Raw genomic sequence first — 18,983 nt, 5'->3', positions numbered from 1 at the left:
GGACACGGCCGCGAGGCCGGTGCCGCTGAGCGGGCTCACTCGGTGCGTCGCTTAGGACAGCCACACGCCTATTGCGGCGATCGCGAGACCCACCGCCACGAAGAGCCCTGTCGTGGCGAACAGCACGCCCCGCAGGCTCCGTGCGCCGGGCCGCTGTGCGCCATGCCATGCGGTGAGGCCCGCGACCGCACCCGCGAGGACGAAGGCACCCCCGGCGATCAGGATCAACGCCGCGAAGAAGCTCCTCCAGCCGGAGGTGTGGTCCAGATTGTTGTGCGCGACCCCCGCGAGGATCATGTCCCCGAGCTCACCGTGCACCGTTCACTCCCTCTCGTTGTCGATGTCCTTGGTCAGACCCGGACATCCGACTTGCGTTGCCGTCGGGCCGCCCGCTTCTTTGCAGTGTCGTGCTTCCGCGGACTGCCTCAAGGGGCGCTCCCTGCGGACGCGTCGCCTGCGGCGATCTGCCTGCTGCCCGACCCTTGACCCAGTCCGCTCCAGCATGGGGGAGAAGCGAGCGGGCGGGCCCGGAGGGATGGGTGGCCCTTCTGGCTTGTACTGCGCAGAATCAAGACGGTCGCGACAACCCCGGTGACGGTGATCGCGCACCCGGCGATCAGTATCAGGTAGCCGAGAAATTGAGCCTTTTTCAACCTCGCCAGCGCCCTGGCGAGGTTGAAAAAGGCTCACAGTACGGAAGGCATGCCGGAAAGCCCCAACAAATTTTTGTTGGGGCTTTCCGGGCCTCAGGCGGTTTTCCGGATCAACGTACGGCTGAAATTTCCCCTGCTCCCGATGTGACGCTCACCGAGGCGGGGGCGCCGAACACATAGAAGAGCGCCGCTGCAACCAACACCGCTATGACGGTGACGACGATCCGTCGGCCAGAAAGCAACCAGGTAAGAATTCCTACCCCTATTATAACGACCCAGAAAACCATGCCCGGCCTCTTTTCTTAGCTCAAATATCCCAGGTGTAGAGGTAATTGCCGTCTGCGTGCTCGTAGAGGTGAATCTGTGGGAACTTCTGCTGTGTGGCGCTGATATGGTAGGGCGAGTACTTGAATTGGCCCCTACGCCAGATCTTCAAGCCCCCGCGCGAACTACCGTGCCACGAGTACAAAGACGGCCCCTTCGTCCCAGTCAGGTCCGCCCCCTCCCAGGACCAGCCGAGTAGCTCGGCCCAATCGTAGACCTTGTGGGTGACTGTCGGCTCCGCCTCGTAACTGGTGATCGCCCCGCCGCGGTAGCAGTAGTGTTCTGCGAGGGTGTAGTACCAGAGTGTGTTGTGACTGACGTTCTTCAACCTGACTGTCGCATTGTGGCTTGTGCACTGCGCGGGAGGGCCGGCGGTATCTGGCGTATTCATCGAGCCGTCGTTAGGCGTGACAGTCTCAACCTGCATCACCTCGGCGGCCCCAGGAGCCGCTGCCGCCTGATCCGCCGCTGAAACCTCCGGCTGCGTTTCCGGGTCAACCTCGGCGTCGGTGTTAGACGTACCAACCGCGAGCGACTCTTCCACGGGATATGCAACCCATGACCCGCCCGTCAAGAGCGCGTCGATGTTGGCTTCGGTCTCACCGTTCGCCTTGGCGGCATTCATGAACTTTATCGTCTCGTCCCAGACGGGCGCGTCCGTAAGTGAAACGGGTGCCGCCTGGTGCGCCGACAGAAGCGCCTGCATGTGGACGTGGCGGATCTCCTGCTGAATATCGGTCGCACTGGCCGTGCTGATTAGGTTCGCTGAAATCGCTACCGTCAGTATGGCAGTGCATGCCAGGTATTTAGCCTTGCGCATTTACCCCCCAGGGAATATGTGGCTTTTTAATCGCCGAGCGGAATCGAATAGTAGCCACAGTTGACTCTGGCGTGACAGATATTTTGAGGTAGATCTGAGGTTCGTTGCTCGACTTTTGCTGTTTAATGGCGACCTTTACCTGACTGTGGTCGATATTTGCCTCAGTGCCAGACTTGATTGCTTGACTTCGTGAGCATCATGGAAGCGCAGATTTCGAGGCCCTCGCGTTTACCGGCCCTCGGCGAGAGCACCGAAGCTGTGCAATCGACCGGCCTCACCGGGTGATCGCGGAGTGCCCAAACATGTGCGGTCGGGCTGCGAACCCCCACCGCCGTTCTCGCGCTCTCGGTCAGGTGCTGCCGTCGGGCACCGGGGTGTCCGTGCTGAAAGCGGGGGACAGTCAGAGAGACGGGTGAGCCTTCGTGCTGGGCAGTGAGCCCTTTGCAACTTCCCATGAAGGGCGGGCAGTTGGGCTGACAGATAGCTGAAGCCCCTGGTAGATGGGTTTTCAACCAAGAGAACCGTCTCCACCAGAGGATTCGCATGCCTGTCTACCCGTCCGGTGTCGACGTGTCCAGCTCTGCTCTGCGCTTCCTCGCCGCCCGTCTGAGGGAACATCGCCGTGCTCTCGGAACCCGATGGCGCCGCCTGAACGCAGGCCGACAGGCCGTGCTCACCCTCGCCCACCTGCGCAACGGCCAGCCCTACGCCCAACTCGGGGCCGGATTCGGGAGCGGCACCACCACGGCCTACCGGTACATCACCGAGGCCGTCAACCTCTTGGCTGCCCTCGCTCCCACCCTCAGCGAAGCCGTACGAGCGGCGTCGACGAAGGCGTACATGATCCTGGACGGGACGCTCCTGCCGATCGACCGAATCGCTGCCGACCGCCCGTTCTACTCGGGCAAACACAAGAAGCACGGCATGAACTTCGGCGTCCACACGGCCGTGAGGGCAATGCCGCTGAGGGTGCTCACTCGTCCTACTCGTCCTTCATCAAGTCCTCGGTGTGGGAGTTATGTTCAGAAGAGCCAGACGCCGAGAGCTACCCCGGCCAGGCCCACGGCCAGGAAAATAGCGGCCAGGATGGTGAGCGGAAGCAGTTGTGCACGGCGGCGCGACGGTTCCAGTCCGCGCCAGGTGCTGAACGCCGCGTATGCCCCGATGAGGGCGATGGCACAGCCGATGACCACCGCGAGGAACCCGAAGAAGCCGGTCCAGGTGAGGGGATGGTCCGGATTGGGGGTGAACACAGCCGCGAGGGCCACGTCGCTGAGAGATGTCACTCGTCCTACTCGTCCTTCTCATGCTTCATCAGGTCCTGGATGTCGGACTCGATACCGGACCCAGCGGCGTAGACGCCGGTGTTGAGGCTGGTGCCCACGGTGTTCCTGAAGGCCCCGTCCGCCAGCTTCCCCTGGTCGCTGAGGTGCTCTCCGCCGAGGCTGCCGTGTTCCTCCAGGGCATGGTTGACCCCGTGGTTCTGGACGTTTCCGGCGGCACCCGCGACTGCGTTGGCCAGCGCGTCCTGGCCCATAGTCGAAGCGTCCTGGCCGTTCTTGACGTCGGCTGTCAGACCACCGGCGACGTTACCGGCCGCGCCGTTGACGGCCGTACCCAGTAGGCCCTCCCCTTGCAGGAGCTTTCCGGCCGTCCCCGTGAGGCGGGCGCCCACCATGCCGGCTCCCGCGGTGAACCCGGCGGTCCCGCCCGCGAGCCACGCGCCGTTCCTGAGATCGTCCCCGACGGTCACCGGCTGCCCATGAACGGCCTGGTTCAGCATCATGCTTCCCGAGTCCGCAGCGAAGTTGGTCACGAAGCTCTCCAGCCCCGTCTTGGCGAATTTCGCGCTGACCCTGGCCGCGGTCGCGAGGCCCCGCTCCAAGGCAGCTACGGTCTCGGCGCTGAGCCCCGTGAATCTCTCAAGGAGACCGCCCACTTTCTCCGCCGCCGCCGAGAACAGACGCACCAACTCCACGACCTTGGCCACCCGCTCCGCCACCGCCGTGTTCGCGACCAGGTCCGAGATGAACCCGGTGAAGAACGACAACGCGACCCCGGCGATCTCCATCTCGGCGATCTCGACGCAGATGTCGATGATCTCCTTGTTGATTCCGTCGATCTCGTCGGCGTAGGACCGCAGGCCGTCGGCGACGTGGTGGAAGTTGTCTGCGATCTCCCGGATGACCTGCTTCTGCTCGCCCCAGTGTTTCTCGAAGGCGTCCCGTGCGTCCCCGTGCCAGCCATGCCGGTCGACCCCCGCGATCGCGGAGTCCACGGCCCGTATGACGTCCGTCAGTTCGGTGCCCATGGTGTCCCAGGAACGGGCAATGGAGCGGAGCGTGTCGCCGTCGCCGCCCGGGAGTTCCACGCCGGCCGCCTGGAGGATCTCCAGGACCTTGCCGTCGATCCAGCTGTTGACGCTCACGGACGGCCACCCGAGGTGCCCGCCGCGACATGCAGATAACCGAGGGCGGTCTGGTCCGAGTTCGCGTACTGGGTGACGTTCAGCCGCAGTCGGTCGGCGTCGCTCCTCAGGACGTCCGGCAGGTGGCCGAGCGCCTTCACCGTGTTGTCCAGCAACTGCCGGTACTTGTCCGCCGCCCCGTCGCAGATCCCGAGCAGCCCGAACGCCTCACCGATTTCGGCCGCGCTCCCCGAGAACGCCGTGATCGGCCCGGCGAGCCCCGCCGCTTCCCGGTCGAACCTGCCCGCCAACTCCGTCAGTGTCTCGGGGTCCACCCCGAACTGCCCGCCCATCCCACTCCCCGTTCGAAAACCGTCGCAGCGGCCAGCATCCCTGGGCGGGAGCCCTCCGGAGAAGGAACTTTTACGTTTGCGAAGCGAAGGGTGGCGCACACTTTGCGCCGCTCTGGTCTGCGCAATGCCTACGGTGGCGGTGGTTCCAGGGTTGGCGGTCTCGCTCACTGCATAGTTGACGTTGGGCCGCCCGCTTCTTTGCAGTGTCGTGCTTCCGCGGACTGCCTCAAGGGCGCTTCGCGTCGCCTTCGGCGATCGGCCTGCGGCCGACCCTTGACCCAGTCCGCTCCAGCACGGGGGAGAAGCGAGCGGGCGGCCCGGAAGGGCGGGTGGCCCAGGTGGGTTGGGGGTAAGTCAGCGTCCCTGCGAGGGGAGTTGGATTTGCGCGGTCCCGTCTCGGTGGCACGCCCGGTTTGCTCAGCGGCTTGCGGCCGGTGGGAGCGCGGGTGTGTCTCGGGTGCGCAATAAACACGCATAAACAACAGAAGGGGGCCGAGTTGAGTTCCTCGGCCCCTCACCGCGTCACTCCCCGTGGCACTCCCCATAAACCCGCCCCGACTCGCACCAGCACCCCGTCCCCCGCTGCGGCGGCCACTCCACTGCACGCCCACGCGCCGCCAGCGTTGTCGCGTACTGCGGGAGCAGGGAGACCTCCGCCGGGCTCATGCCCTCCGATGCCGCGAAGGCCTCGTACGACGGGACCGTTCCCGTCACGATGCCGAGGTTCGGTGTGCCGGAGGCGGAGAGTTCGCGCAGGGAGGCCTCTATCGTCGCGAGGTGCTCCTCGTGGGAGGGGTACTCCGCGGAGAGGGAAGGGTAGGCGTCCACCAGTTCCGTGAGTTCGGTGGCGGGCCAGTGCAGGACCGCCACCGGGAACGGGCGGGACAGCGCCTCCCTGAACGTGCCGAGTTCCGCGCGCAGGCGGGAGATCTCCGCCTCCAGTTCCGCCGGGTTCTCCGAGCCGAGCGACCAGACGCGCTTCGGGTCGTGCAGCTCGTCCAGGGAGACCGGGGAGGAGTGGAGGGTGTCCGCCAGGACGTCCCAGTCGTCGTGCGCCAGGCCCAGCATGCGGCGGACTCGGTGGCGGCCGAAGAGGAGGGGGTGTGTGGAGTACGGGGGTTCCGGTACGTCCGTCAGGAGCACCCTGACCCCCTCCGTGAACGTTTCCTGCGCCTGCTCCAGCTCGTCGTGGGACTCCAGGGCCTCCGCGACGATCACCCAGGGGGCCGGGTCCCGCGGTGACGCCACGCGGACGCCCTCGATGATCGCGCGGGCCTCGGCCTCATGGCCGTACTCCCAGAGGTTCGCGGCCTTCAGGGCACGGACGAGAAACGGGTTCTCCAGGCCCTCCTGCGTGGCCAGCAGGCGGTCGTAGAGGGAGGACGCGGCGGGGCGGTCGCCGGCCAGTTCCAGATGGGCCGCGGCCTGCAGGAGCAGGGCTTCGGCGTCCTCGGGATACCGGTCGGCGGTCCGCTCCAGGCGCGCCGCTTCGGCGTTGTGGTCGACGTTCTCGGCAGGCGTGTCGGGGCGCATGGGGGACACCGTACTGCCGATCAGTGACAAAGAAGAGGGAGGTGCAGGCCAGGGCCCGGTTAAGGGGAGGAGAGCCCGGGGCCCGGCCGCACCCCCCCGTCTCAGATCGTCACGCCGTCGATCTGCAGCGTCTGCACGGCCTTCGCCGCGAAGGGCACCGCCACCGACTTTCCGCTCAGGAACGTGTTGGAGTACGACACGTACTTGTCGCCGCCCGTCGTCACCGTGTTCCAGCGCGGGACCAGGCCGCCGGAGCCGCCCGTGACCGTCGTGAACCTGGACAGGTCGAAGGTCAGGGTCTGGGCGGAGGTGGAGGTGTTCAGGGCCACGATGACCAGGCGCTTGGCCGAGGAGTCGTAGGCCGCGACGGCGTTGCTCACGCCCGTGTCGATGATCTTCATGCCGGGGCGGATGTGCCGGGCGAACTGGGCCATGACGTAGTACTTCGTCTGGACCGCGGCCGGCTGCAGCGTAGAGGCGTCGTACGCGATCATCGCCCAGCCCGTCGACGGGTCCATGACCTGCCAGTAGACCCAGGCCGTGGGGTGCAGCCAGCGGAAGTCGTAGAGGAGGTTGAAGGCCATGGTGTAGCCGGTGCCGTCGCTGTCGCCGGTCTCGGAGTTCCACAGCTTCTTGCCGGCCGTGGTCACGACGTCCGTGTACAGGAGGTCCCTACGGCCGTTCGAGCCCTGGTAGCCGTGCACGTTGACCTGGTTGACGTACCCCTTCGTCGTCGAGCTGAAGGAGTTCCAGGTGGTGCGGGCGAGGTCGTAGCTCGTCTCGTCGGAGGCCGAGATCTTCACGCCGGTCAGGCCGCGGTTGTTCAACTCGCTGCGCAGGTACGGCAGTACGGCCGACTGGACCGTCGCGTCCATGTGGCAGCCCTCCTGTGTGCCGGTCGCCGTCCACCAGGACGAGGAGGGCTCGTTGAAGGCGTCGACCGTCGAGAAGTTCACGCCCCAGTTGTTCCTGGCGTACAACGCCGTGGCCGCCAGATGGGAGGCGTGCTGGCGGTAGTTCCAGGACTGGAGGTTGTTGCCGCCGTCGGAGGCGCCGGAGGGGTTGTGGTTCAGGCACATCCACCACATGGGGGAGTTCGCGAAGAGCTCCGAGGTCGCACCTCGCGCCGTCGCCTTCACCAGCATCGCCCGCTGGTTCGCGTCCGCGGTCCAGTCCCACGCCGAGGACGTCGGGTCCTCGTTGTTCCAGTCCTGCCAGAAGCCCTCGATCTGCTTGAAGGCGGGGATGTTCGGCGAGGCGGTCATCGACGTGCCGCCCACGGAGTTCCAGCTGGAGGCGCCCAGGTTGTAGCGGGCGATGTTGAGGCCGAGGCCGGGGAGCGAAGTGCCGTTGTAGGACGTCGACTTGGTGGTGAAGAAGATGTCGGCGAAGTCGTCACGGGCGCCGAACACGTTGGCCCACCAGGCCAGGGAGGTGCCCCAGCCCTCCCAGGTGCCGTACGACGTCCCCGGACTGACCGCGATCGTCGCGTCCGCACGAGCGGTACCGGTGGCCAGCGCGCTGCCGAGGAGGGTGCCTCCTGCGGCTGTCAGCAGCGTTCTGCGTCGGATCATGGCTACTCCGAACTTCCGAACTCCGATGGATCGACGCGGCCGTGTGACGCGCGTCGTGGCCTTGCCCCGTTCATGCCACGACGAAGCATCGGGTGTGGCCAGTGGGGTTGTCGAGAGTTCTGACAGCCCTTCCTAAAACCTGTGGAGGAAGTTCGGTATGCCGGACGCGTCGACGGCTTCGCCCGCTCTACGAGGGGTTCGGCACTGGTGAGTTGAAGGCCCCGCCCTTATCGTGCGGGCGGCCCCGTCCGAGGAGGCGTTCCGAGGAAGCATTCCGAGGAGGCGTGACGTATGCGGCAGCGCATCATGCACCACGGAACCCGGCGCCGGCGCGAGCGTCGCCGCCGCGCGGTGTGGACCGGCGGCGAACTCCTGGTCACCGTGGGCGTCGTCCTGCTGCTGCTCGTCGTGCACCAGCTGTGGTGGACCAACAGGGAGGCCAAGGAGGGCGCTCGGCACGGGGTCGAGGCGCTGGAGCGGGAGTGGGGACAGGGCGGGGGAGCCGATTCCGGTACGGCGGCCGACTCCGGCTCCGGGGCCCCGTCCGCGTCCTCTTCCACGGCTTCTACGGCGTCCCCGGGCTCCCGCGCCGAGCGGGATCTCCGCGCCGCCACCCTGACACCGGGCCGCTCCCAGGCGTACGCCATCCTCACCGTGCCCCGTCTCCACCTCCGCGTCCCCGTCGCCGAGGGCGTCGGCAAGCGGAGCGTGCTCAACAAGGGGTACGTCGGGCACTACCCCGGCACCGGACAGCCGGGCCGGGCCGGGAACTTCGCGCTCGCCGGGCACCGCAACACCCACGGCGAGCCCTTCCGGTACATCAACCGCCTCGTGCCCGGGGACACGGTCCGGGTGGAGACGCGGAGCGCGGTCTACACGTACGCCGTGGACAGGACCCTCCGCCAGACCTCGGCCCGCGACTCGGGAGTGCTCCGCCCGGTCCCGCGCTCGACGGTCCACCCCACCTACGGCTACACCGCGCCCGGTTACTACCTCACCCTCACCACCTGCACCCCGGAGTACACGTCCCGGTACCGGCTGGTGGTGTGGGGCAAGCTGGTGTCGATGCGGCCGCGTTGAGGGGGCTCACTGCTCCCGCAGTGCCACCACGCTCGCCGCCGCCACCAGTGCCAGGGCTGCCGACACCAGCATCGCGATGTCCGCGCCGTGGGCGAGGCCGCTTCCCGAGGACGTGGCGAGCGCGATCGTCAGGGCGACTCCGGCGCAGGAACCGATGTAACGGAAGGTCTGCTGGGCGCCCGATCCCATGGCGGCCCGCGCGGCCGGGACGGACTCCACCGCGAGCAGCGGGAGTGCCGCGTTCAGCAGGCCGCTCCCGATGCCGGCCACCACGAGACCGGGGAGCAGCCGTACCCAGGAACCGGCGTCCAGGGAGCCCAGCATGGTCAGGACGCCCGCCGCGTGCAATAGGAAGCCGATCGCGAGCTGCCAGCGCGGCGGCACCCGGCCCGCGAGGCGCCGGACCTGGAGGGCCACCGCGAAGGAGAGGCCGGACCAGAGGAGGAAGAGCCAGGCGGTGTCCATCGCGGACAGGCCGACCGTCTGCTGGAGGAGGGCCGGCAGGAAGCTGAACAGGCCGATCACCGCGAGACCCGTGAACAGGCCGCCGGAGGAGGACGCGAGGAACCGGCGGTGGCGCAGCAGGCCCAGGTCGATCATCGGGGTGGCCGAGCGGCGCTCCACCGCCGCGAACCCGGCGAGCAGGACCACGAACGCCAGCAGCAACAGCCCGACCGGTGCCCGCAGCCAGCCGTCCCGGCCCAGGGTCAGCGCTGCCACCAGGGCGACCAGGGCGAGCCCGAAGGTCACGGCCCCGGCGAGGTCGGGGCGGCCGCCGCGTGGGGCCCGGGACTCCGTCAGGAGCCGTGCGGACAGGGCGGCCACGAGCACGGCGGCGGCGCCGAGAACGCCGTAGGACACCCGCCAGTTCGGCATCGCGCCGCTCAGCAGCGGGCCGACCGCGATGCCGCCGCTCACGAACGCGCCCCACACGCCGGTCGCGTGCAGACGGCCCCTGGGTGAGGGGAAGGCGTGCACGATCAGGCCCAGGCTGCTCGCGAGGAGCGCCGCGCTGGCCGCGCCCTGGGCGATCCGGGCCAGGGTGAACAGCCAGGTGGACGAGGTCAGCGCGCCGAGGGCCGTGGTGAGGCCCAGTGCCAGGGTGCCGGCGACGAAGATCCGGCGGCGCCCGTAGTCGTCGGCGAGGCTGCCGGCGACCAGGAGGAGGGCGGCGAGGCCGAGCGGGGTGCCGTTCAGGAGCCAGGCCTGCGCGGACAGCGGGGTGTGCAGGTCGGCGGCGACATCGGGGAGCGTGACCATCGGAGCCGTGTACGTCATCAGGGCCACGGCGGTGGCGGCGCTGGTCAGGGCCAGGGTCGCGGAAGGGCGCGGGGGCGCTGGGGCCGGGGCGGCCGACACCTTCGTTTCGGAAAGAGCTTCCGATAGAGTTCGTTCACTGAACCTAGTCATGCCGAGAACCGTAGCAGAGTAGGTTCTGTCATTGAACCTACTGCCGGAAAATGGTTACAGTGGCGCCATGGCACTGGGTAAGGACTACGCGACACAGGAATGCTCGATCGCCCGCGCGCTGGAGATCGTCGGCGAACGCTGGACCCTGCTCGTCGTCCGCGACGCCCTCTACGGCGTCCGGCGCTACAACGACTTCCTCGCCCACCTCGGCATCCCGCGCGCGGTCCTCGCCGCCCGCCTCCAGATGCTCACCGAGGAGGGGATCCTCGAGAAGCGGCGGTACCAGGAGTCCCCGCCGCGCGACGAGTACGTCGCCACCGACCGCGCCATCGCCCTGTGGCCCGCCCTGCGCTCCCTCGGCCGCTGGGGCCGCGAGCACCACGGCGAGACAGCGCTGCGCACCTTCCAGCACACCGAGTGCGGCACCGAGATCGGCTCCTACGGCGAATGCCCCGCCTGCGCCAGGGTCGTACCGCTCGAGGAGGTACTGATGGTGCCGGGGCCCGGACTCGATCCCCACCCGGCGGATCCGGTCAGCCGGGCCCTGCTCAAGCCGAAGAGGCTCTTGCAACCGATCGTGGTCGATCAGGTATAACCGGGGGAGGACCGACAACGAGGCCGACAACAGGGAGAGGGGGAGCGCCGTGATCCGCAACTGGACGGGCGTGCGGCCCGCCGCCGTGCTCCTGCTCCTCGTCCTCGACGTCGTCCTGCTCGACACCGGCAGCCTCTCCGCCGCCGTCGCGCTCGCCGCGACCGCCGCGGCCGGCTCCGCCTTCGCCGCCTGCTCGCTGATCGCCTCGCGCTGCGCGCCCGCCGTACCGCCCACCCGGGTCCGTACGGCCATCCGCGACCGCGCCCGCCGCACGGCCTTCCTCCCCCAACGCGACCCCGACGCCAACGGCCGCCCCCGCCCCCGAGCGCCCGGACACGCCCTCCCGGCGACCGTCGCGTAGGGGCTCACTCCTGTAAGGACGCCCGCTCCTGCAAGGACACCCCGCGCGGGTCGTCATGCCGCCTCGCACCACTCCCGGCACGACGAGACCCCCGGAGGGCTCACCCATGTCCGTCTTCGCTGATCTGGTCCAGCATCTCGCCGACCTGCTCCACCCCCTCTTCGGCGCCACCGCGGCCGCCGCCGCGATCGTCCTGTTCACCGCTTTCGTACGACTGCTCGTGCATCCCCTGTCCCGCGCCGCCGCCCGCGGCCAGAAGGCCCGCACCAGGCTCCAGCCGAAGATCGCCGAGCTGCGCACCCAGCACAAGGGCAACCCCGACAAGCTCCAGAAGGCGGTGCTGGAACTGCACGCCGAGGAGAAGGTCTCACCGCTGACCGGCTGTCTGCCCGTGATGTTCCAGATGCCGGCGTTCTTCCTGCTCTACCACCTCTTCTCCAACACGACGATCGGCGGGAAGACGAACGAACTGCTCGGCCACCAGCTGTTCACCGCGCCACTCGGCGGGCGCTGGGCGGACGCGCTCGGAGACGGCGGGATGTTCCAGGGAGCGGGCCTCGTGTACGTCTGCCTGTTCGCGTTCGTGATCGTGGTGGCGACCTTCAACTACCGCCGCACGAAGCGGATGATGGCCGCGAACCCGGTCATGCCGGTGACGGAAGGGCAGCCGGTGCCCGGGGCGGGCGCGATGGGCAAGGTCATGCCGTTCATGTCCTTCTTCACGCTCTTCACCGTGGCGGTGGTGCCCCTGGCGGCCGCGCTGTATGTGGTGACCAGTTCGACGTGGGCCGCGGTCGAGAGGGCGGCCCTCTACCGCTGACCGGTCCAGTCCGTGAACCAGGTATTGCGGACTGGACACGCAGCTTGGAGGATCGACCAGTCATCCGATGGCTGCACCCGTCGGCGGGCGCCCCGCAATCGAGGGAGATAGTGATCATGAAGCTGCTGCGAGTCGGTACGGCGGGAACGGAGACGCCCGCGCTGCTCGACGCCGACGGGGTCCTGCGGGACCTGTCCGGTGTCGTGGACGACATCGACGGGACGCTGCTCGCCGACGACGCGGCACTCGGCCGGGTCCGCGCGGCCGCGGAGGCCGGGGAACTGCCGTCGCTGGACGCCACGGGGCTCCGCGTCGGGCCGCCGGTCGCCCGGATCGGGAAGGTCGTCTGCATCGGGCTCAACTACCACGACCACGCGCGCGAGACGGGGGCCGAGCCGCCCGCCGAGCCGGTGATCTTCTTCAAGGCCGCGGACACGGTGGTGGGCCCCTACGACACGGTGCTGGTGCCCCGGCGGTCGGTGAAGACCGACTGGGAGGTCGAGCTGGCGGTCGTCATCGGGCGTACGGCCCGCTACCTGGAGTCCGTGGAGGAGGCGCTCGCCCATGTCGCCGGGTACGCGGTGGCGCACGACGTGTCCGAGCGGGAGTTCCAGATCGAGCGCGGGGGGACGTGGGACAAGGGGAAGAACTGCGAGACGTTCAATCCCCTGGGGCCCTGGCTGGTGACCGCGGACGAGGTTCCCGATCCGCAGGACCTGTCCCTGAAGCTGTGGGTCAACGGCGAGCTGAAGCAGAACGGCACGACCGCCGAGCAGATCTTCCCCGTCGGTGAAGTGGTGCGGTACGTCAGCCAGTTCATGACCCTGTACCCGGGGGATGTGATCAACACGGGTACGCCGGCCGGCGTCGCGATGGGGGAGCCCGAGCCCAAGCCCTATCTCCGGTCGGGGGATGTGGTGGAGCTGGAGATCTCGGGGCTCGGGCGTCAGCGCCAGGAATTCAAAGACGCGTAAACGCTCCGCTGGGGGAACCGGGGACTGCGCGTTGTCCGGCGGCTGCAGGCCGTCTGTGGCTGGTCGCGCCCACGCGGCGGAGCCGCAGATCGACACAGTCCCGCGCCCCTGGGTCGGTCCAGTCACGTCAGTAGTGATGCGAGCTTGCGCCAGGCCTCCCTCGGGAGGCTGTAGCGCGGGCCGCCGTCCACGATCTGCAGGGCCACGTGGTCCGCGCCCGCCTCGATGAACTCGTCGATGCGGGCGCGGATCTTCTCGTCCGTGCCCCAGGCGTAGACCGCGTCGACCAGGCGGTCGCTGCCGCCGTCCTTCAGGTCGTCCTCCGTAAAGCCGTTGCGGAGGAAGTTGTTGGTGTAGTTGGGCAGGCCCAGGTAGATGGCGAGGTAGTCGCGGGCCACGCTGCGGGCCTTCGCAGGGTCGGATTCGAGGACGACCTTCAGCTCCGGGGCCAACAGGGGCGCCTCGCCCAGGAGTTCGCGGGACCGTGCCGTCTGCTCCGCGGTGATCAGATACGGGATCGAGCCGGCCGCGCGGTCCCGGGCCAGCTCGATGGTTTTGGGGCCCAGCGCGGCCAGCACGCGGCCCTCGGCAGGGACTCCCGCCTCGTCCAGGGCGTCCAGGTAGGCCACCAGGGCCGAGTACGGGCGCCGGTACTGGTCCGCGAGCTTGGCGTGGCTGACGCCCAGACCCAGGACGAAACGGCCGGGGTGGGAGGCGTTCAGGTCGGTGAAGCTCGCGGCGGCGGCCTCGGGTTCGTGTTCCCAGATGCTCTGGATGCTGGTGCCGACGACGATCCGGGAGGTCGCCTCGAGCAGCGGGGCGGCGTTGGCGGCCGAACTGTTGCCGCCCAGCCAGATCGCGCCGAACCCGAGTTCCGCCAACTCGGCGGCGGCCTCGGCGCGTTCGCCTCGCTGGGCCGGGTCCTCCCCGCGCAGACCGCCGCCGTTCCAGATGCCGTACTTGCCGATGATCTCCTTCATGGCAGGTGCCAACGCGGGAGGGCCCGGCGATAATTCCTGCCCGGACTCCCGGACTCCCGGACTCCCGGACTCCCGGACTCCCGGACTCCCGGACTCCCGGACTACCGGACTCCCGGACTCCCGGGCTACCGGACTACGGACTAACGGTCCTTGCTCAGGAACTCCTCCAGCGCCTCGACCACGAAACGGTGGTCCTGGAGCTGGGGCAGGCCCGAGACCGTCACCGTGCCGACGACGCCCACGCCCTCCACCGTGATGGGGAAGGAGCCGCCGTGGGCCGCGTACTCGTCCGGGTCCAGGCGCGAGGACTCCTCGAAGGTGCTGCCCTTGGCGCGGAAGCGGGCACCGACCAGGTAGGAGGCGGAGCCGTAGCGCTCCACGACCCGGCGCTTGCGGTCGATCCAGGCGTCGTTGTCCGGGGTCGAGCCCGGCAGGGCGGCGTGGAAGAGCTGCTGGCCGCCGCGGTGGATGTCGATGGCCACCGGCGCCTGCCGCTCCCGGGCCAGCTCGACCAGCAGGGAGCCCAGCGCCCACGCGTCCTCGAACGTGAACTGCCGGAAGACCAGGCGGCGTTCCTGCGCCTCCAGCTCCTCCAGCGGCGGGGTCAGTTCCGGATGGAACTTCGGGGTCAGCTCGGTGTTGTGCGTCACAGCTCCACCGCCACTCCGTCGTGGGCCGAACGGCGCGCCGCCTCCAGTACGTCGAGGGCGGCGGCCGCCTCCAGCGCGGTCACCGGGTTGGTGCCGCCGCCGGAAAGGGCCCTGGCCACGGCCGCATAGTAAGCGGGGTAGTCGCCGGAAAGGGTGGGGACGGGGCTGCCGCCGCCCGTCACGGGGGACTCTCCCGAGCCGAGCCGGCCCCACAGCGACTCCGGTTCCCGGCCCCAGTCGGCCGCCGTGCCGGGGCGCTCGCCCTCCCGCAGCGCGGCCTCCTGCGGGTCGAGGCCGTACTTCACATAGCCCGCCTTGGAGCCCAGCACCCGGAAACGGGGGCCGAGTTGGGCGGTGGTCGCGGAGACGTAGAGGTGGGAGCGGACGCCGCTCGTGTGGGTGATCGCGAGGAACGTGTCGTCGTCGACCTCGGCGCCCGGGCGGCGGACGTCCGCCTCGGCGTACACCAAGGCGGCGGGCCCGAAGAGGGTCAGGGCCTGGTCGACGACGTGGCTGCCGAGGTCGTAGAGCAGACCTCCGACCTCTGCGGGATCGCCGGACTCCCGCCAGCCGCCCTTGGGCTGCGGCCGCCACCGCTCGAAACGGGACTCGAAGCGCCATACGTCGCCCAGTTCGCCCTCGTCGATGAGGCGTCGCAGGGTCAGGAAGTCGTTGTCCCAGCGCCGGTTCTGGAAGACGGAGAGGAGCAGGCCGCGCTCCTCGGCCAGCGCCGCCAGCTCCCGTGCCTCGGCCGCGGTCCCCGCGATCGGCTTGTCGACCACGACCGGCAGGCCCGCCTTCAGGGCGGTGGTGGCGAGCGGGACGTGCGTCTTGTTGGGGGACGCGATGACGATCAGGTCCAGGTCGGCGGCGCGGGCGAACAGCTCGTCGGCGCCCGCGACCGTCCGCACGTCCGGGAACTCGGCGCGGGCCTGTTCCTGCCGCTCGGGGTTAGAGGTGACCACCGTGTCGAGGGTGAGGCCCTCGGTGGCGGCGATCAGCGGGGCGTGGAAGACGGAGCCCGCGAGGCCGTAGCCGACGAGGCCCACGCGGAGGTCAGCAGCAGTCATGCCTCCCACTTTCGCAACGCTGTTGCCAAAGTGCAAGCGAGGCGGAGAATGGCAGACGTGAACAGGACGAACGGCGGCGCCAACCTCCTGGCCCTGCGCAGCCACAACACCGCGCTCCTGCTCGACCTGCTGCGGGGTGCGGGCGCCGAGGGAATCAGCCGGCTGGAACTCGCCGACCGCACGGGGCTGACCCCCCAGGCCGTCAGCAAGATCACCGCCCGGCTCCGGGAGGAGGGCTTCGCGGTGGAGGCGGGGCACCGCGCCTCGACAGGCGGCAAGCGACGGACCGTACTGCGACTGGTGCCGGGAGCGGGCCACGCGGTGGGCGTCCACCTGGACCGGGACGCGCTGCGGGCCGTGCTGGTGGACCTGGCGGGGACGGTGGTGGCCGAGCGCTGCGCCGCGCTGGACCTGGGCGCGAGGGCGGGGGCGGAGGCGGTGGTGGCCGTGGTCGCGGGGGAGGTCGAGGCGCTGGGGAAGGGGGTGCCGGGAGCGGGCGGGACGGGAGTGGTGGGTCCGGACACGCCTTCGTCCACCAGCGCACACGAGCTCCCCGCCCTCCTCGGCGTCGGCGTCGCCCTCCCCGGTCCCCTCGACCACACCCGTGGCGTGCTGCACCGCGTCACCGGCTTCCCCGAGTGGGACGGGTTTCCGCTGCGGGACGCGCTCGCGCGGCGGCTCGGGGTGCCTGTGGTGGTCGACAAGGACACCAACGCGGCCGCGCTGGGGCTCGCGGTCGCGGGGGAGCGCGGGTCGTTCGCGTATCTGCACCTGGGTACGGGACTCGGCGCCGGGCTCGTCATCGACGGGGCCGTGCACCGGGGCGCGCGGACCGGGGCGGGGGAGTTCGGACACCAGGTCGTCCAGCTCGACGGACCGCCCTGCGACTGCGGTGACCGCGGCTGCGTCGAGGCGCTGTGCCTGGCCGCGGTGGCCCGCGGCGACCTCGCCGAAGCGGCACGGGTCCTGGGCATCGCGGCCGGCAACCTCATCGCCCTGCTCGACATCGACCTGGTCCTGCTGGGCGGACGTACCGTCGCCACCGCCCCGGACGCGTTCCTACGAGGCGTCGCAGCCGTCCTCGACGAACGCGCCCGGCGCGCGGGCGAGGAGCCGGTCCCCGTACGAGCCGCGCCCGGCGAGGTCGCCGACGGGGCGGCGCAGCTCGTGCTGGGCCCACTGTTCGGACGAGCCGACGCCTGACGTCCGCTGATCGAGGGGACTTCCCGTGGCCTCACGGAGCGGCATCCCCGGCCGACCGCACCCACCCGGCATGGTCATGTGTTTATGCGACGGTATGTGCACGCCCATACGCCCGCCCTCCTCGGCCTCGCGGCGGCAGCCGCCCTGTTTCCCGCGCCCTCGGCCGCAGCCGCTGCGTTCGCTGCGCCTCTGACGACGGCGGCCTCGCCCGGGTCCGCGGCTGCTGTGTTGCCCGCATCCTCGGCGGCGGCCGCTGCGTTCGCTGCGCCTCTGCCGGCGGCGGCCTCGCCCGGGTCCGCGGCTGCTGTGTTGCCCGCATCCTCGGCGGCAGCCGCTGTGTTGGCTGCGCCCGTGCCGGCGGCGGCCTCGCCCGGGTCCGCGGCCGCCCTGTTGTCCGCGTTCCCGGCGGCCGCTGCGTTTCCTACGCGCCTGATGGCGGCTGCCTCGCCTGCGACCGCCTCGTTCGCCGCGCCCCCGGCGGCGGCCTTCCGGGCTCCCGCCTCCCCGGCCACCCCCGTGGCCCCCGTCGGTGAGTCCTGTGCCCCCACCGGCCGAACCTTCCCCCTCACCACCCGCATCCACGGTGGTCCCGCCGTCTATGAGGCCGGTGGCGGTTACCGCATCTGGTACCTGGACCTCACCAACACGACCCGGCACACCTGCGCCGCCGTCCACCCCGTCGTCGTCCTCGTCGACGAGCGGCACGTCCTGAAGCCCTCCCAGCTCCGCCTCGGGTTCTACGACGGCCCCCGCACCCGCGCCGTCCGCTTCGAGAGCACCGACGAGGACGAACTCGTCGGGGCTTTCGGAGGAGCCGGGTTCACCGTCGGCCCCGGAAAGACCCTCACCGTGAAGGTACGGCTGGCGCTCGCCCGGGACGCCGTGCCGAACGAGGTCACCGTCAACGCGGCCGTCGTCCAACGGCGCGGTGATGACGGCGACTGGGTGGGGCAGTCCAACGCCTACCGCTTCGGCATCGACACCGATGTGAACCCGAGCCCGAGCCCGAGCCAGAGCCAGAGCCCGAGCCCGAGCCCGAGCCCCGACCCGGCCACCCCGGAAGGCCTCCCCTTCACGGACGCGGTCGAGGAACTCGCCAGCACCGGCCCCGGCGTGGCCGCCGCCCTCGCGGCCGTGTCCCTCCTCCTGGTCACGGTGGGCGCGATCCTGCGAGCCCGCGGCCGCCGTTGACCCCAAACCTTCCGAGGCCTGTCCCGAACCGGCCATTCCCGCAAGATCGGGCCACTGTCTAGGCTGGGGCCGACGCAGCACGGCGTACACGCGTACGGCAGGAGACCCCGCACATGGCAGACCGCAAGCCCATCGATTCGTGGCTCACCGACATGGACGGTGTGCTCATCCACGAGGGCGTGCCGATCCCCGGCGCCGACGCCTTCCTGAAGAAGCTCCGCGAGTCCGGCAAGCCCTTCCTGGTGCTGACCAACAACTCCATCTACACCCCGCGCGACCTGCACGCCCGCCTGCGCCGCATGGGCCTGGACGTTCCGATCGAGAACATCTGGACCTCCGCCCTGGCCACCGCCCAGTTCCTGGACGACCAGCGGCCCGAGGGCACGGCGTACGTCATCGGCGAGGCGGGTCTGACCACCGCGCTGCACGACATCGGCTACATCCTCACCGACCACGAGCCCGACTACGTCGTTCTCGGAGAGACCCGCACCTACTCCTTCGAGGCCATGACCAAGGCGGTCCGGCTCATCAACGACGGCGCCCGTTTCATCTGCACCAACCCCGACGAGACCGGCCCCTCCGCGGAGGGCGCGCTGCCGGCCACCGGCGCCGTCGCCGCCCTGATCACCAAGGCGACCGGCAAGCAGCCGTACTTTGCGGGCAAGCCCAACCCGCTGATGATGCGCACCGGTCTCAACACCATCGGCGCGCACTCCGAGACCAGCGCGATGATCGGCGACCGCATGGACACCGACGTCCTGGCCGGCATGGAGGCAGGCATGCAGACCTTCCTGGTGCTCACCGGCCTGACCCGCCCCGAGCAGGTCGAGGCCTTCCCGTACCGGCCCTCGAAGGTCGTGGACTCCATCGCGGACCTCGTCGACCGGATCTGACTGACGGATCTGAGACGGACCCGAACGGAGCAACGCGGCACCGCCTCGGGATGCGGACCCGGGCCCCCCGGGAGACCCTCCAGGTATCTGGA

The 18,983-nt window shown here is 69.7% G+C and carries 19 protein-coding genes and 1 pseudogene; 9 read left to right on the top strand and 11 right to left on the bottom strand.

Going from position 1 to position 18,983, the window contains the following annotated elements; genetic code table 11:
• Positions 1 to 51: 51 nt before the first annotated feature.
• Together ACIBJB_RS42405 and ACIBJB_RS42400 are read right to left on the bottom strand one after the other, a co-directional pair.
• The gene (locus ACIBJB_RS42405) at positions 52 to 318 is read right to left on the bottom strand and encodes a hypothetical protein (RefSeq protein ID WP_398939370.1); all 267 of its coding nucleotides are present in this window, start codon (positions 316 to 318) and stop codon (positions 52 to 54) included.
• A 642-nt stretch (positions 319 to 960) separates the two neighbouring features.
• A complete protein-coding gene (locus tag ACIBJB_RS42400; protein WP_398939368.1) occupies positions 961 to 1,797 on the bottom strand; it encodes a hypothetical protein in 837 nt (278 codons plus the stop codon).
• A gap of 543 nt (positions 1,798 to 2,340) precedes the next feature.
• Here ACIBJB_RS42400 and ACIBJB_RS42395 point away from each other — a divergent pair.
• Positions 2,341 to 2,736: pseudogene (locus ACIBJB_RS42395) on the top strand (transposase family protein); the annotation flags it as partial.
• An 83-nt stretch (positions 2,737 to 2,819) separates the two neighbouring features.
• Here the strand turns inward: ACIBJB_RS42395 and ACIBJB_RS42390 are convergent.
• The 5 genes from ACIBJB_RS42390 to ACIBJB_RS42370 form a co-directional block, all read right to left on the bottom strand.
• Entirely contained in the window at positions 2,820 to 3,083 is a 264-nt protein-coding gene (locus ACIBJB_RS42390; protein ID WP_398939366.1) for a hypothetical protein, read from the bottom strand.
• 5 nt (positions 3,084 to 3,088) lie between these two features.
• A complete protein-coding gene (locus ACIBJB_RS42385; RefSeq protein ID WP_398939364.1) occupies positions 3,089 to 4,225 on the bottom strand; it encodes a WXG100 family type VII secretion target in 1,137 nt (378 codons plus the stop codon).
• Positions 4,222 to 4,557, bottom strand: coding sequence for a WXG100 family type VII secretion target (locus tag ACIBJB_RS42380; RefSeq protein ID WP_398939362.1), 336 nt, complete (start codon positions 4,555 to 4,557; stop codon positions 4,222 to 4,224). Before ACIBJB_RS42380 ends, ACIBJB_RS42385 begins: the two co-directional genes overlap by 4 nt.
• 522 nt (positions 4,558 to 5,079) lie before the next feature.
• Positions 5,080 to 6,090 (bottom strand): hypothetical protein, encoded by a 1,011-nt coding sequence (locus tag ACIBJB_RS42375; RefSeq protein WP_398939361.1) that lies wholly within the window; start codon positions 6,088 to 6,090, stop codon positions 5,080 to 5,082.
• Between the two features lie 101 nt (positions 6,091 to 6,191).
• Entirely contained in the window at positions 6,192 to 7,664 is a 1,473-nt protein-coding gene (locus ACIBJB_RS42370; protein ID WP_398939359.1) for a beta-1,6-galactanase, read from the bottom strand.
• Positions 7,665 to 7,955: 291 nt separating this feature from the next.
• Here ACIBJB_RS42370 and ACIBJB_RS42365 point away from each other — a divergent pair, with 291 nt between their 5' ends.
• Positions 7,956 to 8,744: a class E sortase gene (locus tag ACIBJB_RS42365; protein ID WP_398939356.1), complete on the top strand. Its 789-nt coding sequence runs from the start codon at positions 7,956 to 7,958 to the stop codon at positions 8,742 to 8,744.
• A 6-nt stretch (positions 8,745 to 8,750) separates the two neighbouring features.
• Here the strand turns inward: ACIBJB_RS42365 and ACIBJB_RS42360 are convergent, their stop codons facing one another.
• Entirely contained in the window at positions 8,751 to 10,154 is a 1,404-nt protein-coding gene (locus ACIBJB_RS42360; protein WP_398939354.1) for an MFS transporter, read from the bottom strand.
• A 67-nt stretch (positions 10,155 to 10,221) separates the two neighbouring features.
• Here ACIBJB_RS42360 and ACIBJB_RS42355 point away from each other — a divergent pair, with 67 nt between their 5' ends.
• From ACIBJB_RS42355 to ACIBJB_RS42340, 4 genes are all read left to right on the top strand, one after another.
• Positions 10,222 to 10,749 carry a winged helix-turn-helix transcriptional regulator gene (locus tag ACIBJB_RS42355; protein ID WP_398939352.1) on the top strand — a complete coding sequence of 176 codons (528 nt, stop codon included), beginning with the start codon at positions 10,222 to 10,224 and terminating at the stop codon, positions 10,747 to 10,749.
• A gap of 49 nt (positions 10,750 to 10,798) precedes the next feature.
• Positions 10,799 to 11,110 carry a DUF6412 domain-containing protein gene (locus ACIBJB_RS42350; RefSeq protein WP_398939350.1) on the top strand — a complete coding sequence of 104 codons (312 nt, stop codon included), beginning with the start codon at positions 10,799 to 10,801 and terminating at the stop codon, positions 11,108 to 11,110.
• Positions 11,111 to 11,216: 106 nt separating this feature from the next.
• The gene (locus ACIBJB_RS42345) at positions 11,217 to 11,930 is read left to right on the top strand and encodes a YidC/Oxa1 family membrane protein insertase (protein WP_398939348.1); all 714 of its coding nucleotides are present in this window, start codon (positions 11,217 to 11,219) and stop codon (positions 11,928 to 11,930) included.
• A 116-nt stretch (positions 11,931 to 12,046) separates the two neighbouring features.
• On the top strand, positions 12,047 to 12,904 hold the full coding sequence (locus tag ACIBJB_RS42340) for a fumarylacetoacetate hydrolase family protein (RefSeq protein ID WP_398939347.1): 858 nt from the start codon (positions 12,047 to 12,049) through the stop codon (positions 12,902 to 12,904).
• A gap of 122 nt (positions 12,905 to 13,026) precedes the next feature.
• On the opposite strand, the gene ACIBJB_RS42335 is transcribed toward ACIBJB_RS42340, so the two are convergent.
• From ACIBJB_RS42335 to ACIBJB_RS42325, 3 genes are all read right to left on the bottom strand, one after another.
• Positions 13,027 to 13,884: an LLM class F420-dependent oxidoreductase gene (locus ACIBJB_RS42335; RefSeq protein ID WP_398939345.1), complete on the bottom strand. Its 858-nt coding sequence runs from the start codon at positions 13,882 to 13,884 to the stop codon at positions 13,027 to 13,029.
• 140 nt (positions 13,885 to 14,024) lie between these two features.
• Entirely contained in the window at positions 14,025 to 14,534 is a 510-nt protein-coding gene (locus ACIBJB_RS42330; RefSeq protein ID WP_398939344.1) for a heme-degrading domain-containing protein, read from the bottom strand.
• On the bottom strand, positions 14,531 to 15,604 hold the full coding sequence (locus ACIBJB_RS42325) for a Gfo/Idh/MocA family oxidoreductase (RefSeq protein ID WP_398939343.1): 1,074 nt from the start codon (positions 15,602 to 15,604) through the stop codon (positions 14,531 to 14,533). Before ACIBJB_RS42325 ends, ACIBJB_RS42330 begins: the two co-directional genes overlap by 4 nt.
• A 48-nt stretch (positions 15,605 to 15,652) precedes the next feature.
• Here ACIBJB_RS42325 and ACIBJB_RS42320 point away from each other — a divergent pair, with 48 nt between their 5' ends.
• The 3 genes from ACIBJB_RS42320 to ACIBJB_RS42310 all read left to right on the top strand — a co-directional run bounded on the left by ACIBJB_RS42320 (position 15,653) and on the right by ACIBJB_RS42310 (position 18,891).
• On the top strand, positions 15,653 to 16,807 hold the full coding sequence (locus ACIBJB_RS42320) for an ROK family protein (protein WP_398939342.1): 1,155 nt from the start codon (positions 15,653 to 15,655) through the stop codon (positions 16,805 to 16,807).
• A 432-nt stretch (positions 16,808 to 17,239) separates the two neighbouring features.
• The gene (locus tag ACIBJB_RS42315) at positions 17,240 to 17,998 is read left to right on the top strand and encodes a hypothetical protein (protein ID WP_398939341.1); all 759 of its coding nucleotides are present in this window, start codon (positions 17,240 to 17,242) and stop codon (positions 17,996 to 17,998) included.
• Between the two features lie 113 nt (positions 17,999 to 18,111).
• On the top strand, positions 18,112 to 18,891 hold the full coding sequence (locus tag ACIBJB_RS42310) for an HAD-IIA family hydrolase (protein ID WP_280851281.1): 780 nt from the start codon (positions 18,112 to 18,114) through the stop codon (positions 18,889 to 18,891).
• Positions 18,892 to 18,983: the final 92 nt, after the last annotated feature.

The organism is Streptomyces sp. NPDC050759 (assembly GCF_044456945.1).
Lineage (GTDB): Bacteria > Actinomycetota > Actinomycetes > Streptomycetales > Streptomycetaceae > Streptomyces.
This window is presented reverse-complemented; position numbering and strand designations above follow the sequence as displayed.

Excerpts from the sequence above, each read along its gene's own strand:
- ACIBJB_RS42400 (WP_398939368.1), bottom strand. The coding sequence starts at position 1,797 with ATGCGCAAGGCTAAATACCTGGCATGCACTGCCATACTGACGGTAGCG.
- ACIBJB_RS42380 (WP_398939362.1), bottom strand. The coding sequence starts at position 4,557 with ATGGGCGGGCAGTTCGGGGTGGACCCCGAGACACTGACGGAGTTGGCG.
- ACIBJB_RS42375 (WP_398939361.1), bottom strand. The coding sequence starts at position 6,090 with ATGCGCCCCGACACGCCTGCCGAGAACGTCGACCACAACGCCGAAGCG.
- ACIBJB_RS42370 (WP_398939359.1), bottom strand. The coding sequence starts at position 7,664 with ATGATCCGACGCAGAACGCTGCTGACAGCCGCAGGAGGCACCCTCCTC.
- ACIBJB_RS42365 (WP_398939356.1), top strand. The coding sequence starts at position 7,956 with ATGCGGCAGCGCATCATGCACCACGGAACCCGGCGCCGGCGCGAGCGT.
- ACIBJB_RS42360 (WP_398939354.1), bottom strand. The coding sequence starts at position 10,154 with ATGACTAGGTTCAGTGAACGAACTCTATCGGAAGCTCTTTCCGAAACG.
- ACIBJB_RS42355 (WP_398939352.1), top strand. The coding sequence starts at position 10,222 with ATGGCACTGGGTAAGGACTACGCGACACAGGAATGCTCGATCGCCCGC.
- ACIBJB_RS42345 (WP_398939348.1), top strand. The coding sequence starts at position 11,217 with ATGTCCGTCTTCGCTGATCTGGTCCAGCATCTCGCCGACCTGCTCCAC.
- ACIBJB_RS42340 (WP_398939347.1), top strand. The coding sequence starts at position 12,047 with ATGAAGCTGCTGCGAGTCGGTACGGCGGGAACGGAGACGCCCGCGCTG.
- ACIBJB_RS42335 (WP_398939345.1), bottom strand. The coding sequence starts at position 13,884 with ATGAAGGAGATCATCGGCAAGTACGGCATCTGGAACGGCGGCGGTCTG.
- ACIBJB_RS42325 (WP_398939343.1), bottom strand. The coding sequence starts at position 15,604 with ATGACTGCTGCTGACCTCCGCGTGGGCCTCGTCGGCTACGGCCTCGCG.
- ACIBJB_RS42320 (WP_398939342.1), top strand. The coding sequence starts at position 15,653 with ATGGCAGACGTGAACAGGACGAACGGCGGCGCCAACCTCCTGGCCCTG.
- ACIBJB_RS42315 (WP_398939341.1), top strand. The coding sequence starts at position 17,240 with ATGGCGGCTGCCTCGCCTGCGACCGCCTCGTTCGCCGCGCCCCCGGCG.
- ACIBJB_RS42310 (WP_280851281.1), top strand. The coding sequence starts at position 18,112 with ATGGCAGACCGCAAGCCCATCGATTCGTGGCTCACCGACATGGACGGT.